We start from the raw sequence: 21379 nt of genomic DNA, 5'->3' as shown, positions 1-21379 counted from the left end.
AGGGGGCGCAGGCCCGGCGCCCCGCCAGATGCGCGAAAGCGGGAATTTTGGGTCGTGGCATAGTACTAAAGCGTACATGCCGCGAGCCAAAATTCCCGCTGACAAAGCAGATGGGCGTATATCGTGCGCCTGGGTTATCCGATGGGTATTACTCCCATTCAATTGTCGCCGGCGGCTTGCTGGTGATATCGTAGACTACACGGTTCACCCCGGGAACTTCGTTGACGATCCGGCGGGACACGATGTCCAGCACGTGGTAGGGAATGTGGGACCAGTCGGAGGTCATGCCATCGGTGCTGTTGACGGCACGGAGGGCGATGGTGTTGCTGTAGGTCCGGAAGTCACCCATGACACCGACGCTGCGGATGTTGGGGAGGCAGGCGAAATACTGCCAGATGGACCGGTCCAGACCGGCTTTGGCGATTTCTTCCCGGAAAATGGCATCGGCTTCCCGGACGATGTGGAGCTTTTCTTCGGTCACTTCACCCAGGACACGGATGGCCAGACCGGGGCCCGGGAAGGGCTGGCGCCATACCAGTTCGGAGGGGATGCCCAGTTCTTCGCCTACGGCACGGACTTCATCCTTGAACAGTTCCCGCAGGGGTTCGATGAGGCCCAGTTTCATGTCTTTGGGCAGGCCGCCCACATTGTGGTGGCTTTTGATGGTGGCAGAAGTGCCGGTACCGCCGGATTCCACCACGTCAGGATAAATGGTCCCCTGGACCAGGAAGTCCACGTGACCGATCTTTTTGGATTCTTCTTCGAAGACCCGGATGAATTCTTCCCCGATGATCTTCCGTTTCTTTTCAGGGTCGCTGACCCCTTTCAGTTTGCTGAGGAAACGGTCCTGGGCATTGACCCGGATCAGGTTCATGTCGAAATCCCGTTTGAAGACCTGTTCCACCTGGTCCCCCTCATCTTTCCGCAGGAGACCGTGATCCACGAACACACAGGTGAGCTGCTTGCCCACTGCCTTGTGGACCAGGACGGCGGCCACGGAGGAATCCACCCCGCCGCTCATGGCGCAGAGCACGTTCTTGTCCCCCACTTTTTCCCGGATTTCCCGGATCTTGTTCTGGGCAAAGGAGGACATGGTCCAATCCCCGGACAGGTTGCAGATATTGAACAGGAAATTGCTGAACATCTGCTTCCCAAAGGGAGTGTGCATCACTTCCGGATGGAACTGGACGCCGTAGAGTTTCTTTTCCTCATTCTGCATGGCAGCAATGGGGCATTCTTCCGTGGTGGCAATGACGGAAAAGCCTTCCGGGGCCTTTTCCGCATAGTCCTGATGGCTCATCCAGCACACATTGTTCTTTTCCAGACCGGAGAAGAGACGGGTTTCATTGTCCAGCACTACAGCGGTCTTGCCGTATTCCCCGCTGCCGGCATGGGCCACCACACCGCCCAGAGCCTTGGTCATGAACTGGTCGCCGTAGCAGATGCCCAGGACAGGGATGCCCATTTCGAAAATCCCTTCATCCACGCTGGGGGTATTTTCCGCATAAACACTGTTGGGACCGCCGGACAGGATGATGGCCTTGGGATTCTTGGCTTTGATCTTGTCCAGGGTGTAATTGTAAGGAATGATTTCGCAGTACACACCGCATTCACGAACTCGTCTGGCAATCAGCTGGCTGTACTGTGCGCCGAAGTCAACTACCAGGACAACCTCATGCTGTAAATTATCCATACTCTGCCTCCCTTTGGTACTTTGTAATATTTAAAACAGTATACTATAATTTGCCGTTTCTTTCAATTCCAATTCCGATTATTTTTCGTTGGACAGCCCCAATTTTTCGAAAATCAGGAAAGCCAGGCTGGCCAGGATGGCCACTACCGTCGCCAGCCCCATACCTTTGAGCTGGACGGGCCCGATGTGGACCGCTGCCCCGGAAAGACCGCTGATCATGGTCACAGCCGTGAGAATCAGGTTTTTGGGCTGGGTAAAGTCCACCTTCCGTTCCACCATCATCCGGAGACCGGAAGCGGCAATAAAACCGAACAATAAGATGCAGACGCCGCCCATTACCGGAGTAGGGATCCCATGGATCACCGCAGCGATTTTCCCGATGAAGGAAAACAGGATGGCGAAAATGGCCGCCCCGCCGATGACCCAGGTGCTGTAGACACCGGTAATGGCCATGACCCCCATGTTTTCCCCGTAGGTGGTATTGGGCGTGGATCCCAGGAGCCCGGACAGCACGTTGGACAGCCCGTCAGCCATCAGGGAACGGTGGAGCCCGGGATCCTTGATGAGGTCACGGCCCACAATGTCGCTGGTGACGAACAGATGGCCCAGGTGTTCCGCCAGCACCACAAAGAGCGCCGGAAGGATCATCATGATGGCGGACAGGTTGAACCGGGGCTGATAGAAGGTGGGAAAGGAGAACCAGGCAGCCGTTTCCACGGCGGAAAAGTCCACTACCCCCATGAACCAGCTGAGCACGTACCCGGACACCACCCCGATCAGGATGGGGATGATGGCGATGAAGCCCCGGCCCAGGACCGTGGCCAGGATGGTAACAATCAGGGTGAACATGGAAATGGTCATGGCCTGTCCGTTGGTCATGCCCTGGACCGGATCCATGAAACCGCTCATGTTCAGGGCCAGCGGCGCCAGTTCCAGGCCGATGATGGCCACAATGGACCCCATGGCCGCCGGCGGAAACAGCACGTCGATCCAGTTGGTGCCGATTTTCTTCACCATGAGCCCGATCAGGATGAAACAGAGCCCGAAAGCAATGAAGCCTCCCTGGGCGTCTCCGTAGGTCATCCCCGGGGTGGCGCATACGGCCAGCACAGGGGAAATGAAAGCGAAACTGGACCCCAGATAGGCAGGCAGCTTCCATTTGCAGATGGTCAGGTACAGCAGGGTGCCAATGCCGTTCATGAACAGGGCCGTGGCCGGATCCACATACAGCAGAAAAGGCACCAGCACGGTGGAGCCGAACATGGCAAACAGGTGCTGGAGGCTGAGAGGAATGGTTTCCAGGACGGGAAGTTTTTCCTCCACGTGGATGATTCGTCGTTCTTCCATGGGACAGATCTCCTTTTTCTTTTTTGTTATCTTTTATTGTACCATATCTTTCTTTGGATTCGGCACAAAAAAAGAGACTGTTGCCTGCGCAGCAGTCTCTTTGAATTTCAATGGTGCCGGGGACCGGAATCGAACCGGTACGGAGATCACTCTCCGAGGGATTTTAAGTCCCTTGCGTCTGCCAGTTCCGCCACCTCGGCGAAATAGTTGAATTGGAGGCGACGCCCAGAATCGAACTGGGGATAAAGGTTTTGCAGACCTCTGCCTTACCGCTTGGCTACGTCGCCATATGAAAATGGAGCGGAAAACGAGATTCGAACTCGCGACCCCCACCTTGGCAAGGTGATGCTCTACCACTGAGCTACTTCCGCATAAAGAATGGTGCCTCAGCGCAGAATCGAACTGCGGACACAAGGATTTTCAGTCCTTTGCTCTACCAACTGAGCTACCGAGGCAAATTGGCGACCCAGGACGGACTCGAACCGACGATCTCCGCCGTGACAGGGCGGCATTCTAACCAACTGAACTACTGGGCCGTTGTCTTTCAGCACCCTCAGGCGCTGCCGACTTGATTAGTATACTGTATAGTGAAGAAAATGTCAAGGAGAAAATTTGGGGATGGGAAATGATTTTCCCATCCCCGTCAATGGTCAATGGTCAGATGGCCACAGGAAGGAACCTGGGCGGCGGGTTCCTTTTTGCAAAAAAAGACTGCCCTCTTTGCGAGAACAGTCTTCCTGGCTTTGGGAATTATTTCCGCAGGCCCAGTCTTTCCACGATGCTTCTGTACCGTTCGATGTTTTTCTTCATCAGGTAGTTCAGCAGGCCACGGCGCTGACCAACCATTTTCAGCAGGCCGCGACGGGAATGATGGTCCTTTTTGTTGGCTTTCAGGTGTTCGGTCAGATAGCTGATCCGTTCGGTCAGGATGGCAATCTGTACTTCAGGGGACCCGGTGTCCTGTTCGTTGATGCGGTAGGTTTCGATGAGTTCTTTCTTTCTTGCAGGCGTTAACATTGTTCTTTTCCTCCTTGGTCATAGAAAAGCCCGTGGCTGCAGCTGGCGTCGGAGTGTCGCGCAGCAGCGCCAAGGTTGAAATTATCATGCCCTTTTGGCACGTTGGCATTATAACATACTTTACAGTTTGGTGCAAGAGCGGGTACCCTTCACTCTGCACTCTCCAGTGCATCATTTCTAGATAACAGGTATACACAATACTGATTCATGCTGCCCCCTTCTTCTTTGGAGTGTTCAGCCAGCCGGCGGTGCAGACTTTTGGGAATCCGCAGCTTGAACTGCCCGGAATATCCGTTTGGGGATGCTGGTTCTGCAATCTCCACTCCGCTTTCCAGTGCAGCTGTCAGCCATTCCTTTTTCGCATCTTCTGCATCTTCTGCATTTTTTGCAGCCTCTTCCATGGAACACCCAACGGTAATACATCCGGGCAGATCCGGATAACGGGCCACGTATCCTCCCTCATCCGGATCCGGGAGAATTTCCAGCCGATAGGGAAAGAGCCATATAGTATTCAATCGTTTTTATTTCCAGATTCCTCCACCACCACCAGTGGTTCCCTGCTTCCGTACAAAAAAAGCTGCCTGCGCAGATACGCAGACAGCTTTTGTCTCTCTTACAGAGCAGCCTTGGCAGTTTCCACCAGTTTGGCGAAAGCAGCGGCATCGTTCACAGCCATGTCGGCCAGGACTTTCCGGTCCAGCACAACGCCGGCTTTGGTCAGGCCGCAGATGAAACGGCTGTAGCTCAGGCCGTTGGCCCGGGTAGCAGCGTTGATCCGGGCGATCCACAGCTGACGGAATTCACGTTTCTTGGCTCTTCTGTCACGACGGGCATACATCAGAGCCTTCATGACGGTTTCATTGGCTTTTTTGAACAGCTTGCTCTTGGAACCTCTGTAGCCTTTGGCCAGCTTCAGAATGTGTTTATGACGTCTATGGGCAGTTACGCCGACTTTAATTCTTGCCATTGTTGTTTCCTCCTTGGAATCTCAAAAATCTCGCTTGCAGTGGAATTATGCGTAGGGCAGCATCTTGGCCACGCGTTCGTGATCAGTCTTGTGGACCAGAGCAGCTTTACGCAGGTTTCTCTTACGGGTAGGAGATTTGTGTTCCAGGATATGGCTCCGGAAAGCTTTGCCACGTTTGAATTCACCGGAAGCGGTGGCTTTGAAGCGTTTAGCAGCGGATCTGCGGGTTTTCATTTTCGGCATGATTGGACATCCTCCTTGTTATTTGGAACTTTTGGGAGCAACGATCATGATCATGTTGCGTCCTTCCAGTTTCGGCTTTCTTTCCACAGTGGCAATCTCCTGCAGTTGGTCAGCCATTCTATTCAGTAATTGTTCGCCCAGTTCCGGATGGGTCATTTCCCGTCCCCGGAACATGATGGTCACTTTTACCTTGTCACCGCCCTGTAAGAAGCGGATGGCATTCTTGGTCTTGACTTCGAAATCGTGGTCTTCGATGCGGATCCGGAGTTTGACTTCCTTCACATCGATGGTTCTCTGACGCTTCCGCGCTTCTTTCTCTCTTTTCTGCTGTTCATAGAGATACTTGCCGTAATCCATGATCCGGCAGACCGGAGGTTTGGCTTTGGGAGCGATTTCCACCAGGTCCAGGTGTTTTTCTTCGGCCAGGTGCAGGGCATCGTGCAGGGACATGATACCAAACTGTTCCCCGTCCGCAGAGTTGACACGAACTTCTCTTGCGCGGATGGCTTCATTGATCCGCAGTTCATCTTTTGCTATGACGTTCACCTCCAATAGGTTAAACAGACGATAAAAATAAAACGGGCGAACCAAAGTCCACCCGTCGCAAATCTCTATCACTGACCCTGTCGAGCATTGCCGCAAGGTGAGAAGCAGGTGGCCTCTACTTTGGTTACTCGAATATTATACCACAGAGAAATATTTTTGCAAGCCTTATTTTACATCATCTGCCGGAACCGTTCCATGGGCAGCAGACGGTACAGCACCAGGCAGATCACCAGATCCGGGATCAGGTAGGTTCCGTTGGCCACCAGGGAATACACTGCCGGGGACATGCCGGCCGGTGCGTAGCTGGCAAAAAATGCCACCCCGGAAATGAAATGAAACAGGTACCGGACGGCCACGCCCACCGCCATGCCCAGATAGGGATGACGGGGAAAGAATCCGCAGAGCCCCAGGGCCATGAAGGGCAACGGATAATCGAACAGCACCTGGACCGGCTGGAGGATATAGGGATTCAGCAGCAGGTTCAGGAGCCCGTACACAAACCCGGCCATGATCCCCACTTCCGGCCCGTAGGCGAAGGCAATGAGCATGATGGGCAGCATACCTCCCAGGGTGATGGTGCCTCCATAGGGCATCCGGTACAGGGGCAGAAGGCTCAGCACCAGGGTCAGGGCCAGGAGCAGTCCGCAGCAGGTGGCCTGATGGGTGGTGAGCTTCACTTTCCGGGTCCGCAGCAGGAAAGCCAGGATCAGGAACACTCCGGCCAGGGCCAGCAGGGTCATGGGACTTTTTTCCAGCATGGCAAAGAGTTTCATGCTTTCTCCCCTTCTTCCCGGGCCTGGCGCATCAGGGCGATTTCTTCCTGGTACCCGGTCAGGTCATTGGGGGTTTCCAGGATAAAGGGCAGGTCTCGGAGCGCCGGATGGTTCACCACGTTTTTCAGGGTTTCCAGCCCGATGCAGCCCTGGCCCAGCTTTTCATGCCGGTCCTTGTGGGCTCCCAGGGGATTTTTGCTGTCGTTGAGATGGATGGCCTTCAGCCGGTCCAGGCCCAGGGTCCGGTCAAATTCCTCCAGCACCCCGTTCAGGTCGGATCCGATGTCATAGCCGCCATCCCACACATGGCAGGTGTCCAGGCAGACCCCCACTTTTTCCGGATGATCCAGCCGGTCGATGATGGCCCGGAGCTCGCCAAAAGTCCGGCCCACTTCCGTCCCTTTCCCCGCCATGGTTTCCAGGAGCAGGGTGGTGGACAGGGCCGGATCCAGCACGGCGTTCAGGCACTGGGCAATCAGGCTGATGCCGGTTTCCGACCCCTGCCCCAGGTGGTTCCCCGGGTGCATGTTGTAGTAATTCCCCGGCACCATTTCCATTTTCCGGAGATCATCGGCGATGGTCTCCCGGGCAAAGGTCCGCACATCCTCTTTGGTGGAAGCCGGGTTCAGGGTATAGGGGGCATGGGCCACCAGTGGAATGGCCCGGTTGGTTTCCCACAGGGCCTGGAATTTTTCCACGTCTCTGGGATCCGTTTCCCTGGCTTTGCTTCCCCGGGGATTCCGGGTGAAGAAAGCAAAGGTATCCGCTCCGATGGAAAGGGCCGTCTTCCCCATGGCGGCAAGCCCTTTGCTGGAGGATAAATGACATCCGATATGAAGCATCCTGATTTTTCTTCCTTTCGTTATTTCACGCTGCTGGCAAAATCAAAGGGCAGTTCGATGATGTACCGTACGCCCCTGCCTTCCGCATTGTCCGCCCGGATCTGGCCTCCCAGCAGGGTCACCAGACGCTGGGTCACCACAAGGCCCAGGCCTCCGTGGACTTTAGCGCTGCCCACCTGACGGGTCAGTTCAAAGGGCAGGAAGGCTTTTTCCACCATTTCCTGGGGCACCTTCATGCCAGCACAGAGCACGGTGAACTCCAGGGACACCTTTTTGTTCTTCACCAGCTGCTCCCGGACGGCACAGAGGACTTTCTGTCCCCGGTCCGTAAACAGCAGGGCGTGGGTCAGCAGATTCAGCAGCACCTGTTCCAGCCGCTGTTCATCCCCGATCAGGTTGGGATACAGCAGGGGTTCCACCGTACAGCTGTAGGCAATCCCCCGTTTTTCCGCTTCTTTCCGGAACAGCTGGTTGAGTTTTTCCAGGGTTTCATCCACATTAAATTCTTCGCTGCGGATTTCCAGGTTCCCGTTTTCGATATCGGACAGTTCCTTTACATCCTCGATCATGGACATCAGGTACCGGGTTTCCTGCTGGCTTTCGTCCAGATATTCCCGGCGCCGGTCCGGATCCATTTCGTCCCGGGTCAGTCCCAGGTTTCCCATAATGTCCCGGAGGGCTTCCCGGGTATCCTGGCTGAACCGGTTGAGGAATTCATTTTTGGCCTGGGCGGCTTCCCGGGCCGCGTTCATGTCCAGGCTCAGCTGGGCCCTTTTTTCCATTTCCGCACTGCGGCTGTCGTCCACATCCCGTTTCAGCAGCAGGCAGCTGCGGCTGTGGATTTTGTCATTCTTTACCCCCTGGAACAGGAAGGATTTCCAGTGGAACGTGCCGTCCGCACCTTTTTCCCGGGCGGTGAATTCCACCGGGCAGCAGGTCTTCATGGCCTTTTCGATGGCCCCTTTCAGATAGTCTTCCGTATATTTCAGGGCATCACTGGGATGGAGAGGGCCGATCAGGTCCCCCACCCCTTCGATATCCCGTTCCTGGATTTCCAGGTCACCATTCACAAAATGGTACCGGTACACCTTCTGTTTTTTCCAGTCCACATCTTCCAGACTGTCATAAGTGTCGCACAGATGGGCGATCATCCGGGCAATCCGGTAGCGGATCTTCCGTTCCCGGCGCACCTGGTGGGTGCGGAACCGATAGGCGATCAGCAGCAGGACCAGAAGTCCCAGCAGGACTTCAGCCCCTGTTTTCAGGAGAGGTACAGGGGGCAGATTCCCTGCGGCACCGGTGAGAAAATTCTTCCAGACTGCAATCTGACTGGTCAGGCTATTGATGATTTCCATAATCCACGCTCCTTGCCCTTACTGTTGGAGCTGCTGACGGAGGTACTCTTCCGCCGCCTGCAGCTGGTTGGATCCTTCTTCGTCAGTGGCTTCCACCGCCTGGTCAGGGGTGATGCCCACCTTGTCGATGCTCCGGCCGCTGGGAGTGTAATACCGGGCTACGGTAAGCTTTACGGCCGTTTTGTTGCTCAGGAGGAAGATGTTCTGGACCACTCCCTTGCCATAGGTCTTCACCCCGAAGAGTTTTCCGGAACCGGTATCCTGGATGGCTCCGGATACGATTTCCGCCGCACTGGCCGTACCATGGTTCACCAGCACCGCCAGAGGGAAATCCACCGTTTCCAGGCTGGAAGATTCCGTCTGGGTGTTCCCGTCCTTGTCCGTGACGGAAACGATGGGGCCTTTGGGCACCAGGTACCGGGCCACCCCTACGCCGCTTTCCAGAAGCCCCCCGGGATTGTCCCGGAGATCCAGCACCAGGGCCTTCATGCCCTTGTCCCGGAGGTCCTGGAGACTGGCTCCGAAGTCCCTGGCCGTGTCTTCGTTGAAATTGGTGATCCGGATATAGCCGATGCCCCCGTCTTCCATGCGGCTGTACACGCTTTTCAGCTTGATGTCGCTGCGGGTGACGGCAATATCCCTGGGTTCCTCACTGCCCCGTTTCAGGGTCAGGGTCACCTGGGAACCATCCCGGCCCCGGATCTTCTTCACCACCTGGTTCAGGTTCTGGCCGTTCAGGTCTTCCCCGTCGATCTTCAGCAGGATATCTCCGGCTTTGATGCCGGCTTTGTAGGCAGGAGTGTCCTCAATGGGTGCCACCACCACAAACTGGCCGTCCTTTTTCTGTCCCATCACCATGCCCACGCCGCCAAAATGACCTTCCGTCATGGTGGAGAGGGCCTGGAAATCCTGGTTGTCCAGGTAGGTGGAATAGGGGTCGTTCAGGACCCCCACCATGCCTTTGAGCGCGCCATCATAGATGGCTTTCCGATTGGTTTCCCCCACATAATGTTCCTGGATCAGGTGCATGGTCCGGACGATCTGGAAAAGGGCTCCCGGGTCTCCGATCCAGTTTTTCATCAGATAATATGTCCCGCCGCTGAAAACACCCAGGGACAGGAAGAATACCCCCAGCATCTGGGGAATGGAAAATCTCTTTTTGAACATAGTTTGCCTCTGTGGGACGCTGCCCGGCAGCATCCCTGTCACTGGTCGCTGGTCACTGGAAGGCAAACGCCGGGCGTTTGCCACTGGATGAAGAAATTCTTCGACGATGGCTGCGGCCGTTCCTGCCGCCTCTGCGGTTCGTACCTCTCTTCACTCTGCACTCTTACGGCAGATACTGGAGGGGGCTCACCACTTCCCCGTGGATACGGACTTCGAAATGGCAGTGGGGTCCGGTGGAATTGCCGGTGCTGCCGGCCAGGGCAATGGTCTGCCCCTTGCTCACCTGTTCCCCTTCTCCTACGGTAATGGAGGAATTGTGGCCGTACAGGGTCACCATACCGCCCCCGTGGTCGATCATCACCGCGTTGCCGTAGCCTCCCATCCAGCCGGCAAACACCACGGTGCCGCTGTCGGCTGCGTGGACCGGATCCCCGTAATCGGCGCCGATATCCAGACCGGCATGGAAAATCTGTGTCCCCCAGATGGGATGGACCCGCCAGCCAAAGGGAGAAGTGATCTCCCCGTTCACCGGCCAGGCCAGCTGACCGGTGCCCCCGGCCTGGGGCATCATCCGCCCTTCCTGTTCCATCCGCTGGATCATAGCGGTGATTTCCTGGCTGTTCCGCTGGAGTTCTTCATACTCCGCATCCAGCTGGGCTTTTTCCGCCAGAGCCTGTTCGTACAGCTTCTGCCGTTCCACGGTTTTCTGGGCCACGATTTCCTTTTCCTTCTGGCTTTCCGCATGGGCGGCTGCCAGCTGCTTCCGGATATCGTCCAGTTCCGCTTTCTGCTGCAGCAGGGCCTCCCTCTGTTCTTCCAACCGGTCGATCAGGGCGAAATCCCGGCGGATCACCCGCTGGAGCAGGTACATCCGGGAAGAAAAATCCCGGAAATCCGCCGCCCCCAGCAGTACGTCCAGGTAATTCACCTGACCGTTTTCGTAAATGTCCCGAAGCCGCTTCTTGTACACGGACCGGCTCTTGTCATATTCTTTCTGTTTGGCCGCCAGGGCCGCTTCATTCTGACGGATCTTAATGGACAGGGCCTGCTGCCTGGATTCGATGGCCGCCAGCTTCCGCTTGGCTTCCGCCAGCTCCTCCTGGGTCAGGATCAGCCGTTCCATGGCGTTGCTGATCTCTTTTTTCTTGTCTTCCAGCTGGGCATCCTTCTCTCCCAGTTTCTGCTGGATTTCATCCAGCTGGGCCCGTTTTTCCTCAATGGTTTCCGCCCAGCTTACGGAAGCGGACAGCTGGGTCCCCAACAGGAGGGCGGCCACCAGGGCTGCGCATTTCTTCATCCCCACCGCCTCCTACACATCCAGGAATTTCCGCAGGGAAATGCTGCTGCCCAGGGCCCCGATCAGGGTCCCCACACAGACAAGGCCCCCGCAGAGCCAGCCCATGGTGGGCCAGCTGGGCAGCATGGGGAAGAAAGCCAGGGTCCCGTAGATCTTGGCCTGGATGGCATTGTAGCCTTTGTACAGGGCCACGGAGGCGATCAGGGCTCCCACAAATCCCATGATCATCCCTTCCAGCAGGAACGGCCAGCGGATGAACCAGTCGGTGGCTCCCACGTATTTCATGATGTTCACTTCCCGGCGCCGGGCAAAGACCGTAATCCGGATGGTGTTGGAAATGATGAACAGGGTGGCAATGGCCAGCAGGATGATCAGCAGCACTCCGCCGATCCGCAGCACCCGGGTGAGCTGGAACAGATGTTCCACCACTTCCTGGCCGAACTTGGCCGTTTCCACCCCGGGCATCTGCTGGAACTGGGGAACCAGTTGGGGAATCCGTTCCGGATTGTCCACCTGGATTTCAAAAGACGCCGGGAAGGGATTGTCCTCCCCCAGGGCAGCCAGCAGCTTCTGCTGTTCCCCCAGCCGCTTCTTGAAATCTGCCAGGGCCTGCTCCTTGGTCCGGGGGGTCACTTTCACGATCCCGGGGGTGCTCCGGAGTACCTTTTCCATCTGCTTCAGCTGCTCTGCCGATGCACTGTCCTCCATGTAGATGGTGACCTGGACCTGGTTTTCCAGATGGCTGGCCAGGTTGTTCACATTCAATACCATGGTGAGGAACATGCCCAGCACCAGGATGGACAGAGCCACAGTGCTGATGGACGCGATGCTCATGAGGGAATTCCGCTTCAGAGAGGTAAAGGTCTCTTTGATGTAATACCATTTTGTACTAAACTTCATACCCGTAAACTCCTTTGCGGTCATCCCGGACCAGCCGCCCGTTTTCCAGGGCGATGACCCGTTTCTGCATATAGTCCACCATGGTCTTGTCATGGGTGGCCATAATGATGGTAGTCCCCCGGCTGTTGATTTCACTGAAGATTTCCATGATTTCCTTGCTGGTCTCCGGGTCCAGGTTGCCGGTGGGTTCATCGGCGATCACCAGAAGAGGATCATTGACGATGGCCCGGGCAATGGCCACCCGCTGCTGTTCGCCCCCGCTCATTTCGCCGGGATAGTTGTTTCCCCGGCCCTTCAGACCCACCAGGTCCAGCACTTCATTGACCCGCTGGCGGATCTTGTGGCTGGGGGCTTCGATCACCTGCATGGCAAAGGCCACGTTTTCGTAAGCGGTCCGGTCGTTGAGCAGCCGGAAATCCTGGAACACAATGCCCAGCTGCCGCCGGAGATAGGGAATATCCCCCCGTTTCAGTTTCATCACATCCACTCCGTCCACCAGGATCTGACCGGAAGTGGGTTCGATTTCCCGGGAAATCAGCCGGATGAAGGTGGATTTTCCGGCCCCGCTGGGACCCACCAGGAAAACGAATTCTCCCGGACTGATATGTACATTGATATCCTCCAGGGCCACAGCCCCGCCAGGATAGACCTTGCCTGCATGACGCATTTCCAGCATGGATTTCCTCCTGTCTTGTTGTCTTGAAGAAAACTGGCCCAAAAAAGGCCCGTGAACAGCTGTCAGCGGGCCGCAAGGGCCAGGGCCCTTCCTATATTGGCTCTGGCTTCTTCCCGGAGGGCACGGATCTGTTCCCGGCCCTGTTTCCCATCGGAATTCCAGAGTTTTTCGGCCATGGCCGTCAGTTCTTCTGCCATGATCCGGCCAATGGTATTGACCACCGTCCCTTTCATCCCATCCACGAACCGGTCCACTTTGGGATCATAGGAAATGGCCATGAAAGGCACATCATTGATGGCCGCAAACACCAGAGCATGGAGACGCATACCGATCAGCAGATGGAAGCTGCTGATCAGGTCCTGGTATTCCTGGGTGGAAAACTTCTGATCCAGGATGAACACATCCTGCCGGTTTTCCATGGTCTCCGCCACCTGGGCGGACAGTTCCCCATCAGCGGGAAACTGGAGGGGCACAAAAACGATCTGGGCCTGGAACTGTTCTTTCAGCCGGTCCGCTGTCCGGGCAAATTCCCGGATGAACCGTTTTTCCCCTTTCCAGTGACGGAGGGCAAAGCCCACCACCGGTCGGGAAGGATCCACCCCCATTTTTTCCAGCAGCCGGACACCTTCTTCTTTCCTGCCTTCCGGCAGGGAGAAGACCGCGTCGCTGGTGACGTGGATGGAGTCAGAAGCGAAGCCCATGGATTTCAGATCATCCAGGGAACCATCGTCCCGGACCGTGATCAGATCCGCCTGCCGACACACCAGCCGGGTGAGACGGCGGCTGAACCAGCCCCGGATGGGACCGATGCCCTGGGCAAAGAGCATGATTTTCTTCCCCATAAGAGCCGCAAGCCCGATAATGGAAAGATAGTAGTAGAGACTGAGCCGGCTGGTCACATTCTGGAGCAGACTTCCGCCTCCGGACAGCAGCAGGTCCGTTCCGGCCATGGCCCGGATGATACCAGGCACGTCGAACCGGTGGACCGCCTTCACCGGATGGAGCCGGGCGGTGATTTCCGGATGGCCGGACAGCACCGTCAGTTCCACCTGGGGATCCTGCTGTTTCAAACTGGTTACAATGGCCGTGAGCATGGCCTCGTCCCCGGCATTGGAAAAACCGTAATAGCCGGAAATCAGGATTTTACCCACGGGGATTCCTCCTCTTTTCATAAAACGCCGCCGCATGGGGGTAGGCCAGGGCAAAAATGCCCAAGGCAACCAGCCCCAGCACCAGGCCCACTGCATATCCGTCCAGAGCCCGTACATAGCTCATCAGGATGGGAGAACGCATATGGGCAAAAGTCTGGACGGCACTGCCCTGTCCGATGGCGGCCCCGGTGACGCAGAGCCCGTAGAACCAGGTGGGCAGTTTCTTCCAGGCAGCCCAGGCAGCCAGGAAGAAAGCCGGATGGCCGATCATGAATTCCTTTTCCCTGGGCCGGGCCCACATGGTCTCTTCCAGGAAGAACCGCAGCTTCTGTTCGAAGGCCGGCACCGGAACCCCGGCCGTATGGCCGCTGCGTCCGATGAACACCCAGGCCACAAAAGCGAAAACCCCCAGGATGAACAGGGCTTTCAGATTGAGAGGCCGGTCCAGGAAACCGATGACCCGGCGGAAGGGTTTCCGCCAGTCTTCTCCCTGCTGCCACAGACCGTGGGTCCGCAGGAACAGCAGCAGGGTCAGCAGCACCGGCAGCATGAAGGTCGCCTTCACCCCCCGGTAAATATCCATTTCCAGCAGGAACCGGGTATCGCTGAGGATGCCTCCCACCATGGCTGCCCCGATGAGAGACAGGACGATGGTTTCAAAAAGGTGGAGACAGGTCCGCAGGGCCAGCGTGAACAGGCTTCCCTGGGATCCTTTCTTCCGCCACACACACATCATCCGGTGCATGGAAAGTACCGGGAAGATCACAGCCGCTCCGAAAGCCACGCCCTGCCGGGCCAGAAGGCCCAGAGGACCGGCAAAGAGAGCCCCTGTCACCAGCACCCCGAAAATCCCCACGGCTTTGGGATAGTGCTTTTCAGGCATCACCCCCAGCAGCAGGAAATACAGACACCAGGCAGCGGCCAGGGAGAAGGCCATGGGCACATACCAGAGCCGGCTGGGCTGGTACACTTTGTAGATATCCGCCGGACCCTTGGCAAAGCCCTTGCCGGCCACATCCCGGGTCACCCGGTCCACATAGTCCAGATTGGTCTGGAGCAGGGTCTTGTTGTCCCGGGGTGTCAGGAAGGTCTTGATGTAGTTCACCCGGATGTTCCGTTCCTCGTCCGCCAGGGACCAGCGGCGGAAGGCATCGAACACCTGCATTTTCCGCTGTTCCGCATCGGCGATTACATAGGTCCGGGCCACCTGGTAATTGGCCAGTCTGGCCAGTTCCGTCATCCCTTCCAGTTTGACGAACTGGAGCTGGGTGACCCCTTCCACCATGCCCAGGGTAATGTGCCGCTGGAGCAGGTTCCGGGCCACCAGAGGCAGATACTTGTTGTTCCCCAGCATCTGCTTGCCGCTGCCGATGATCAGGCTCACATTGGCTCCGCTTTCATCCAGCCGGCGGAAGAAGGCATTGATCTGTTCTTCTTCGCTGGCAGCGGAAGCGGTGTACCGTTCACAGTAGTTGGTGGGACGGATGGCCACCATGAAGCCGTTCTTCGTCACATCCTGGAGCTCGTCCGTAGAGGGCCCCAGGTCCATTTCCCGTACACCCCGTTCATCCCCGGCAATGGGATTCTTGCTGATGATGGTGTCCCCGTCGAACCGGAGGATCAGAGGGGACGCACTCAGTTCCACGATCCGTTCCTTCCCGAACCGGAGCCGGATATCCTCTTCCGCTTCTTTCAGGGCCCGTTCACTGGTCCCGGCGGAAATGTACAGGGCATCCACCATAAAGCCCGGATTGTCCACAATGGCCTGCCATTCCGGCCGGAGCTGCTGCACCCGGGCCAGTTCCAGCAGCTGGGCCCCGGTCAGTACGTTGACGGACCCTTTCTGGGCCAGTTTGTCCAGGCTGGTGTCAAACACCGTCAGGGTGGTGACCCCTCTTTCCCGGAATTCCCGGAACACCTGTTCCTTGGGAACCCCTTCCTCCTGGGCCATCCGCACCAGACTGTTGTATTCCATGACGGTTTCGATGGTCTTGTTGGCCCGTTCCACCTGGATCCGCTGCCAGTTCAGGCACAAAGAGGCGGCCAGGCCCAGGCCCACCAGGGCCAGGAATAGTTTCTGATAGGTTTTCATGGTGTCACTCCGTTTGCAATCAGTGCTTCAGGCTGCGCAGGTAGGCTTCCACAAAGGGGTCCAGATCCCCGTCCATCACAGCCTGGATGTTCCCGGTTTCGGCCCCGGTCCGATGGTCCTTCACCATGGTGTAGGGCTGGAACACGTAGGAGCGGATCTGACTGCCCCATTCGATGGCCTGGTAATCCCCGGCCAGTTCACTGATTTTTTTATCCTGGATGGCCTTTTCGTATTCATACAGTTTGGCACGGAGCAGGGCCAGGCAGCGTTCCTTGTTCTGGAGCTGGCTCCGTTCGTTCTGGCACTGGACCACGATCCCGGTAGGGATATGGGTCATCCGGACGGCGGAGGACGTTTTGTTGACGTGCTGTCCGCCGGCACCGCTGGCCCGGTAATAATCCACCCGCACATCATCCATGTTCAGGTTCACTTCCACCGTTTCATCCAGTTCCGGCATCACATCCACAGCGGCAAAGGAGGTGTGCCGCCGGGCGTTGGCGTCAAAGGGAGAGATCCGTACCAGCCGGTGGACCCCCTTCTCGCTTTTCAGGTAGCCATAGGCATTGTGGCCCTGGACGGTCAGGGTGGCACTCTTGATCCCGGCTTCTTCCCCGGGGAGCACATCCAGCAGCTCCACAGTGAAACCCTTCTGTTCGGCGTACCGGGTGTACATCCGCAGCAGCATGTTGGTCCAGTCCTGGGCTTCCGTACCGCCGGCGCCGGCATGGAGGGTCAGGATGGCATTGTTGGCATCGTACTGGTCGCTGAGGAGCATGCCCAGTTCCAGATCCGCCAGGGTTTTCCGGGCGTTTTCCACTTCTTCCTCGATTTCGCCCTGGAGGCTGTCATCCTTTTCCTCCATGGCCATTTCCCACAGGGTCTCCACATCGTCCAGCTTGGCAGCCAGACCATGGTAGGTTTCCACTTCCGTTTTCAGGTTGTTGGCTTCCTGGGCCACGGTCTGGGCCTTGTCCGGATCATCCCAGAATCCGGGAGCCGCCATCTGGTGCTCCAGGTCTTCGATCCGTTCTTCCTTCTGGGCGATTTTCAGGCCGCCTTTCAGTTCTTCCAGTTTATCCTTCAGTTGGGTGATTGCCGGTTTCAATTCTTCCAGTAACAAGATTTTCCAGCCCTTTCTTTTCGAAATGTAAAATGGGAAAAACGAAGCCGGGTTTCCCCAGCTCCGTTTGGTTCATCCGTTTTGCAGCTCCTGCCGTTTCCGCTTCGGGACCTGCTGCCCCGGAGCTCACTTATTTCCGGGGAGCCCCTTCCGGTCCGTGGACTTCCGCCGGAGCCTGGGCTCCTTCCGCAGTGCCGTCCACATTGGGGTTGTTCACGGAAGCGTTGGACAGGTGGTCTTCCACCGTGGGCTGGGTCACCACGTTCACCCGGTACATGTACCGGACCACATCGTCCACAATGGCTTCCTTCATGCCTTCGAACATATCGTAGGCTTCGAACTTGTATTCCACCAGAGGATCCCGCTGGCCGTAGGCCCGGAGACCGATCCCTTCCCGCAGCGCATCCATGGCGTCCAGGTGTTCCATCCAGTGGGTATCCACCACTTTCAGCATCACCAGGTTTTCCAGTTCCCGCATAATGGGAGCGGTGATGGCGGCTTCCCGTTCATCATAATAGCTGTGGGCCAGGCTGTGGAGATGTTCCTCCAGTTCTTCCCGGCTCATATTGGCCAGTTCATCCGCCTTCAGGCTGCCCTGGGGCGCATAGAATTCTTCCGCATACTTGATCAGGGACGGGATATCCCAGTCTTCGCTGTAGGCTTCCTTGGGAGCGTACATGTCCATGGTCCGGTCCACAATGTGGTCCGCCATGCCCAGGACCGTTTCCTTCAGGTCTGCCTTTTCCAGGATCTTCCGGCGCTGGTCGTAGATCACTTCCCGTTGTTCGTTCATCACATCGTCATATTCCAGCACGTGTTTCCGGATATCGAAGTTCCGGCTTTCCACTTTCTTCTGGGCATTTTCGATGGACCGGGTCACCAGCCGGTGTTCGATGGGTTCATCTTCGTCCATTCCCAGCTTGTCCATGATGCCGGAAATGTTGTCAGACCCGAACAGCCGCATCAGATCATCTTCCAGGGACAGGTAGAAACGGGTGGAACCCGGATCCCCCTGCCGGGCGCAGCGGCCCCGGAGCTGGTTGTCGATCCGGCGGGATTCGTGCCGTTCCGTACCGATGATGTGGAGACCGCCCAGTTCGGCCACCCCTTCTCCCAGGGTAATGTCCGTACCACGGCCGGCCATGTTGGTGGCAATGGTCACCGCCCCCATCTGACCGGCATCGGCCACGATCTCGGCTTCTTTTTCATGATACTTGGCGTTCAGCACATTGTGCTGGATGCCCTTTTTCTTCAGCATGGCGGACAGCTCTTCGCTCTGGGCGATGGAGGTGGTCCCCACCAGCACCGGCCGTCCCACGGAATGGAGTTCCTCGATGGCCTTCACCACGGCCCGGTACTTGGCCTTCTTGGTCTTGTAGATCACATCCGGGTAGTCGATCCGGATATTGGGTTTGTTGGTGGGCACCACGTAAACGCTGAGCCCGTAGATTTTCTGGAATTCCTGTTCTTCCGTCTTGGCGGTACCGGTCATGCCGGAGAGTTTGTCGTACATCCGGAAGTAGTTCTGGAAGGTAATGGTGGCCAGGGTCTGGCTTTCCCGTTCCACCTTCACATGTTCCTTGGCTTCGATGGCCTGGTGCAGCCCTTCGGAATACCGGCGGCCATACATGAGACGGCCGGTGAATTCGTCCACGATGATGACTTCCCCGTCCTTCACCACATAGTCCCGGTCCCGGATCATCAGGGCCTTGGCCTTCAGGGCTTCCATCAGCTGATGGGACAGGTCCGTGCCGTTTTCCGGATCGTACATGTTCTTCACGCCCAGGAGTTTTTCCGCCTTGGCGATGCCCGCTTCCGTGGGAGCCACGGTCTTGAGTTTTTCATCCACGGTGTAGTCTTCTTTTTCCTTGAAGTTCTTCACCACATCAGCCATGATGTTGTACAGGTCCGTGGATTTTTCCCCGGGCCCGGAAATGATCAGAGGGGTACGGGCTTCATCGATCAGGATGGAGTCCACTTCGTCCACGATGGCGTAGTGGAGGGGCCGCTGGACCATCTGGTCCAGAGACACTACCATGTTGTCCCGGAGGTAGTCGAACCCGAATTCATTGTTGGTCCCGTAGGTGATGTCTGCCGCATAAGCTGCCTTCCGGGCCGGAAAATCCATGTCATGGACGATCAGTCCCACGCTCATGCCCAGGAACCGGTAGACCCGACCCATGTCCTCGCTGTCCCGGCGGGCCAGGTAGTCGTTGACGGTGACCACATGGACCCCTTTCCCTTCCAGGGCGTTCAGGTAGGCCGGCAGGGTGGCCACCAGGGTCTTCCCTTCACCGGTACGCATTTCCGCAATGTTGCCCCGGTGGAGGATGCATCCCCCGATCAGCTGTACATCGAAATGGCGCAGCCCCAGCACCCGGCGGGAAGCTTCCCGCACCACCGCAAAGGCTTCCGGCAGCAGATCATCCAGGGTTTCCCCCTTGGTAAGCCGCAGCCGGAATTCCTGGGTCTTGGCGCACAGACGGGCATCACTGAGCCCGGATATTTCCGGTTCCAGTGCGTTGATCTTATCCACATAGCCCTGGCAGACCTTCAGTTCTTTCTTATTGGGGTCCCCAAAGACCAGTTTCATCAGGTTTTCCAGCAAGTATATCACTCCTCAGTTCTCTAAGCGCTCCAGGCGCAAAACTAGCACTATGAATCCATTTTTTAATTGTAGCAAATGCGTATATGAAAGTCAAAAAGAGTCGGGGCAAATGCCCCGGCTCTTTGTAAAAATTTCTTGAATTTCCGGTTAAGACCGTCTTGGGGAAAATCCTCAGGCCAGTTCCGGATTGATCAGGCCATAGTCCCCGCTCTTTCTCCGGTATACAATGGCAATCTTTTCCGTTTCCGCATTGAAGAATACGAAGAAGTCATGGTTCAGCATGTTCATCTGCATGATGGCTTCCTGGACACCCATGGGCCGCATGGCGTAATTCTTGGTACGGGCTACGGTGAATTCTCCGGTTTCTTCCGGAACTTCTTCACTGTCTTCCGGCAGCGGAGCCGGTGCCGCATCCTTGAAATTGCTGTATTTCCGTTTCATCAGGCGGGTCTTGTATTTGTGGATCTGCCGTTCGATCTTTTCCACGCACTGATCGATGGATGCATACATATTATCAGAAGTTTCCTGGGCTCTCAGCACGATGCCGCTGGCCGGGACCGTAATTTCAACCGTATGGTTGCCTTTTTCCACCCGCATGACCGCGGTGATCTCACCTACCGTCTTGAACTGTTTGGTGATGGTCTGGACACGTTTTTCCACATAGTCTTTTAATGCCTGGGTTACCTCGATGTTTTTACCACGAACTTTTACTGCCATAGTAACTACCTCCTCACCAATGGGACATTTCCCATCGTTGTTATTATACATATTCTACAACTCAGCAGAAATCCCTGCAAAGAATCTTAAAAATTTGTAACTAATTTTGAAAAAAGACTGCCGTCCATACGCAGCAGCCTCTTTTCCTTACAGAATCTTGGACAGGAAATTCTGGGCCCGTTCGTTTTTGGGATGGGCGAAGAATTCCGTAGGATCTCCCTGTTCCAGGATCTTCCCGCCGTCCAGGAACAGGATCCGGTCCCCCACTTCCCGGGCAAAGCCCATTTCGTGGGTTACTACCACCATGGTCATCCCTTCCTGGGCCAGATTCTTCATAACGTCCAGCACTTCGTTGATCATTTCCGGATCCAGAGCGGAAGTGGGTTCGTCAAAGAGCATGGCCTTGGGTTTCATGCACAGGGCACGGGCAATGGCCACCCGCTGCTGCTGACCGCCGGACAGGCTGCCGGGATAGGCATCCGCCTTGTTCAGCAGGCCCACCTTGTCCAGGTACAGCTTGGCCTTTTCCACCGCTTCTTCCTTCTTTTCATGACGGACGATCATGGGAGCCAGGATCAGGTTGTCCATGACGGTCATATGGGGAAACAGGTTGAACCGCTGGAACACCATCCCCACTTCTTTCCGGACTTCGTTGATGTTGGCTTCCCCGTTGAGAGGGATCCCGTCAAAGGTAATGGTGCCGGATGTGGGCACCTCCAGATAGTTCAGGCACCGGAGAAAGGTACTTTTCCCGCCGCCGCTGGGACCGATGACCACCACCACTTCCTGTTCGGCAATGGTCACGTCGATGCCTTTGAGCACCTCGTTGTCTCCATAGCTTTTCCGGAGGCCCTCCACTTTAATCATT

At 56.6% G+C, this 21379-nt stretch carries 19 protein-coding genes, 5 tRNA genes and 1 pseudogene; all 25 read right to left on the bottom strand.

Going from position 1 to position 21379, the window contains the following annotated elements:
* Positions 1 to 148: 148 nt before the first annotated feature.
* Complete coding sequence (gene guaA, locus ACFER_RS03530) at positions 149 to 1693, bottom strand: glutamine-hydrolyzing GMP synthase (protein WP_012938054.1); 1545 nt, start codon at positions 1691 to 1693, stop codon at positions 149 to 151.
* Positions 1694 to 1771: 78 nt separating this feature from the next.
* Positions 1772 to 3040, bottom strand: a complete 1269-nt coding sequence (gene uraA / locus ACFER_RS03525; protein WP_012938053.1) for a uracil permease — start codon at positions 3038 to 3040, stop codon at positions 1772 to 1774.
* Between the two features lie 111 nt (positions 3041 to 3151).
* Positions 3152 to 3240 (bottom strand) — tRNA-Leu (locus ACFER_RS03520).
* Between the two features lie 13 nt (positions 3241 to 3253).
* A tRNA-Cys gene (locus tag ACFER_RS03515) sits at positions 3254 to 3327 on the bottom strand.
* A 9-nt stretch (positions 3328 to 3336) separates the two neighbouring features.
* A tRNA-Gly gene (locus tag ACFER_RS03510) sits at positions 3337 to 3411 on the bottom strand.
* Between the two features lie 8 nt (positions 3412 to 3419).
* A tRNA-Phe gene (locus tag ACFER_RS03505) sits at positions 3420 to 3495 on the bottom strand.
* 4 nt (positions 3496 to 3499) lie between these two features.
* Positions 3500 to 3576 (bottom strand) — tRNA-Asp (locus ACFER_RS03500).
* 214 nt (positions 3577 to 3790) lie between these two features.
* Positions 3791 to 4057, bottom strand: coding sequence for a 30S ribosomal protein S15 (rpsO, locus tag ACFER_RS03495; protein WP_012938052.1), 267 nt, complete (start codon positions 4055 to 4057; stop codon positions 3791 to 3793).
* Between the two features lie 149 nt (positions 4058 to 4206).
* Positions 4207 to 4582 (bottom strand): annotated as a pseudogene (locus tag ACFER_RS03490) (toxin-antitoxin system HicB family antitoxin).
* An 88-nt stretch (positions 4583 to 4670) separates the two neighbouring features.
* On the bottom strand, positions 4671 to 5024 hold the full coding sequence (gene rplT / locus ACFER_RS03485) for a 50S ribosomal protein L20 (protein ID WP_012938050.1): 354 nt from the start codon (positions 5022 to 5024) through the stop codon (positions 4671 to 4673).
* A 45-nt stretch (positions 5025 to 5069) separates the two neighbouring features.
* On the bottom strand, positions 5070 to 5267 hold the full coding sequence (gene rpmI, locus ACFER_RS03480; RefSeq protein ID WP_012938049.1) for a 50S ribosomal protein L35: 198 nt from the start codon (positions 5265 to 5267) through the stop codon (positions 5070 to 5072).
* Between the two features lie 18 nt (positions 5268 to 5285).
* Positions 5286 to 5819 (bottom strand): translation initiation factor IF-3, encoded by a 534-nt coding sequence (gene infC, locus ACFER_RS03475; RefSeq protein ID WP_012938048.1) that lies wholly within the window; start codon positions 5817 to 5819, stop codon positions 5286 to 5288.
* Between the two features lie 164 nt (positions 5820 to 5983).
* Positions 5984 to 6586, bottom strand: coding sequence for an energy-coupled thiamine transporter ThiT (thiT, locus tag ACFER_RS03470; protein WP_012938047.1), 603 nt, complete (start codon positions 6584 to 6586; stop codon positions 5984 to 5986).
* Complete coding sequence (locus tag ACFER_RS03465; protein WP_012938046.1) at positions 6583 to 7428, bottom strand: deoxyribonuclease IV; 846 nt, start codon at positions 7426 to 7428, stop codon at positions 6583 to 6585. Before ACFER_RS03465 ends, thiT begins: the two co-directional genes overlap by 4 nt.
* A 20-nt stretch (positions 7429 to 7448) precedes the next feature.
* Complete coding sequence (locus ACFER_RS03460) at positions 7449 to 8783, bottom strand: sensor histidine kinase (protein WP_012938045.1); 1335 nt, start codon at positions 8781 to 8783, stop codon at positions 7449 to 7451.
* Between the two features lie 18 nt (positions 8784 to 8801).
* Positions 8802 to 9950, bottom strand: a complete 1149-nt coding sequence (locus tag ACFER_RS03455; protein WP_012938044.1) for a S41 family peptidase — start codon at positions 9948 to 9950, stop codon at positions 8802 to 8804.
* 163 nt (positions 9951 to 10113) lie between these two features.
* The gene (locus tag ACFER_RS03450) at positions 10114 to 11247 is read right to left on the bottom strand and encodes a murein hydrolase activator EnvC family protein (protein ID WP_012938043.1); all 1134 of its coding nucleotides are present in this window, start codon (positions 11245 to 11247) and stop codon (positions 10114 to 10116) included.
* 12 nt (positions 11248 to 11259) lie between these two features.
* Positions 11260 to 12147, bottom strand: coding sequence for a permease-like cell division protein FtsX (gene ftsX, locus ACFER_RS03445; protein ID WP_012938042.1), 888 nt, complete (start codon positions 12145 to 12147; stop codon positions 11260 to 11262).
* Positions 12137 to 12823, bottom strand: a complete 687-nt coding sequence (ftsE, locus tag ACFER_RS03440; RefSeq protein WP_012938041.1) for a cell division ATP-binding protein FtsE — start codon at positions 12821 to 12823, stop codon at positions 12137 to 12139. The genes ftsX and ftsE overlap by 11 nt, the downstream gene beginning before the upstream one ends.
* Positions 12824 to 12885: 62 nt before the next feature.
* Positions 12886 to 13974, bottom strand: a complete 1089-nt coding sequence (csaB, locus tag ACFER_RS03435; RefSeq protein WP_012938040.1) for a polysaccharide pyruvyl transferase CsaB — start codon at positions 13972 to 13974, stop codon at positions 12886 to 12888.
* On the bottom strand, positions 13967 to 16066 hold the full coding sequence (locus ACFER_RS03430; protein WP_012938039.1) for a DUF5693 family protein: 2100 nt from the start codon (positions 16064 to 16066) through the stop codon (positions 13967 to 13969). The genes csaB and ACFER_RS03430 overlap by 8 nt, the downstream gene beginning before the upstream one ends.
* Positions 16067 to 16085: 19 nt before the next feature.
* Positions 16086 to 17186, bottom strand: a complete 1101-nt coding sequence (gene prfB / locus ACFER_RS03425; protein WP_012938038.1) for a peptide chain release factor 2 — start codon at positions 17184 to 17186, stop codon at positions 16086 to 16088.
* A 130-nt stretch (positions 17187 to 17316) separates the two neighbouring features.
* A complete protein-coding gene (gene secA, locus ACFER_RS03420) occupies positions 17317 to 19779 on the bottom strand; it encodes a preprotein translocase subunit SecA (RefSeq protein WP_049763480.1) in 2463 nt (820 codons plus the stop codon).
* Between the two features lie 186 nt (positions 19780 to 19965).
* A complete protein-coding gene (gene hpf / locus ACFER_RS03415; protein ID WP_012938036.1) occupies positions 19966 to 20511 on the bottom strand; it encodes a ribosome hibernation-promoting factor, HPF/YfiA family in 546 nt (181 codons plus the stop codon).
* 147 nt (positions 20512 to 20658) lie between these two features.
* Complete coding sequence (locus ACFER_RS03410; RefSeq protein WP_041666435.1) at positions 20659 to 21378, bottom strand: amino acid ABC transporter ATP-binding protein; 720 nt, start codon at positions 21376 to 21378, stop codon at positions 20659 to 20661.
* Position 21379: the final 1 nt, after the last annotated feature.

Source organism: Acidaminococcus fermentans DSM 20731, assembly GCF_000025305.1.
Lineage (GTDB): Bacteria > Bacillota > Negativicutes > Acidaminococcales > Acidaminococcaceae > Acidaminococcus > Acidaminococcus fermentans.
The sequence above is the reverse complement of the archived record's forward strand: the minus strand, read 5'-3'. Positions and strand labels throughout refer to the sequence as shown.

What these genes read in the sequence shown, in the direction of transcription:
- ACFER_RS03465 (WP_012938046.1), bottom strand. Translation starts at nt 7,428, where the DNA reads ATGCTTCATATCGGATGTCATTTATCCTCCAGCAAAGGGCTTGCCGCC.
- rpmI (WP_012938049.1), bottom strand. Translation starts at nt 5,267, where the DNA reads ATGCCGAAAATGAAAACCCGCAGATCCGCTGCTAAACGCTTCAAAGCC.
- ACFER_RS03460 (WP_012938045.1), bottom strand. Translation starts at nt 8,783, where the DNA reads ATGGAAATCATCAATAGCCTGACCAGTCAGATTGCAGTCTGGAAGAAT.
- secA (WP_049763480.1), bottom strand. Translation starts at nt 19,779, where the DNA reads ATGAAACTGGTCTTTGGGGACCCCAATAAGAAAGAACTGAAGGTCTGC.
- rplT (WP_012938050.1), bottom strand. Translation starts at nt 5,024, where the DNA reads ATGGCAAGAATTAAAGTCGGCGTAACTGCCCATAGACGTCATAAACAC.
- ACFER_RS03430 (WP_012938039.1), bottom strand. Translation starts at nt 16,066, where the DNA reads ATGAAAACCTATCAGAAACTATTCCTGGCCCTGGTGGGCCTGGGCCTG.
- thiT (WP_012938047.1), bottom strand. Translation starts at nt 6,586, where the DNA reads ATGAAACTCTTTGCCATGCTGGAAAAAAGTCCCATGACCCTGCTGGCC.
- guaA (WP_012938054.1), bottom strand. Translation starts at nt 1,693, where the DNA reads ATGGATAATTTACAGCATGAGGTTGTCCTGGTAGTTGACTTCGGCGCA.
- ftsX (WP_012938042.1), bottom strand. Translation starts at nt 12,147, where the DNA reads ATGAAGTTTAGTACAAAATGGTATTACATCAAAGAGACCTTTACCTCT.
- rpsO (WP_012938052.1), bottom strand. Translation starts at nt 4,057, where the DNA reads ATGTTAACGCCTGCAAGAAAGAAAGAACTCATCGAAACCTACCGCATC.
- ftsE (WP_012938041.1), bottom strand. Translation starts at nt 12,823, where the DNA reads ATGCTGGAAATGCGTCATGCAGGCAAGGTCTATCCTGGCGGGGCTGTG.
- ACFER_RS03410 (WP_041666435.1), bottom strand. Translation starts at nt 21,378, where the DNA reads ATGATTAAAGTGGAGGGCCTCCGGAAAAGCTATGGAGACAACGAGGTG.
- ACFER_RS03450 (WP_012938043.1), bottom strand. Translation starts at nt 11,247, where the DNA reads ATGAAGAAATGCGCAGCCCTGGTGGCCGCCCTCCTGTTGGGGACCCAG.
- uraA (WP_012938053.1), bottom strand. Translation starts at nt 3,040, where the DNA reads ATGGAAGAACGACGAATCATCCACGTGGAGGAAAAACTTCCCGTCCTG.
- ACFER_RS03455 (WP_012938044.1), bottom strand. Translation starts at nt 9,950, where the DNA reads ATGTTCAAAAAGAGATTTTCCATTCCCCAGATGCTGGGGGTATTCTTC.
- hpf (WP_012938036.1), bottom strand. Translation starts at nt 20,511, where the DNA reads ATGGCAGTAAAAGTTCGTGGTAAAAACATCGAGGTAACCCAGGCATTA.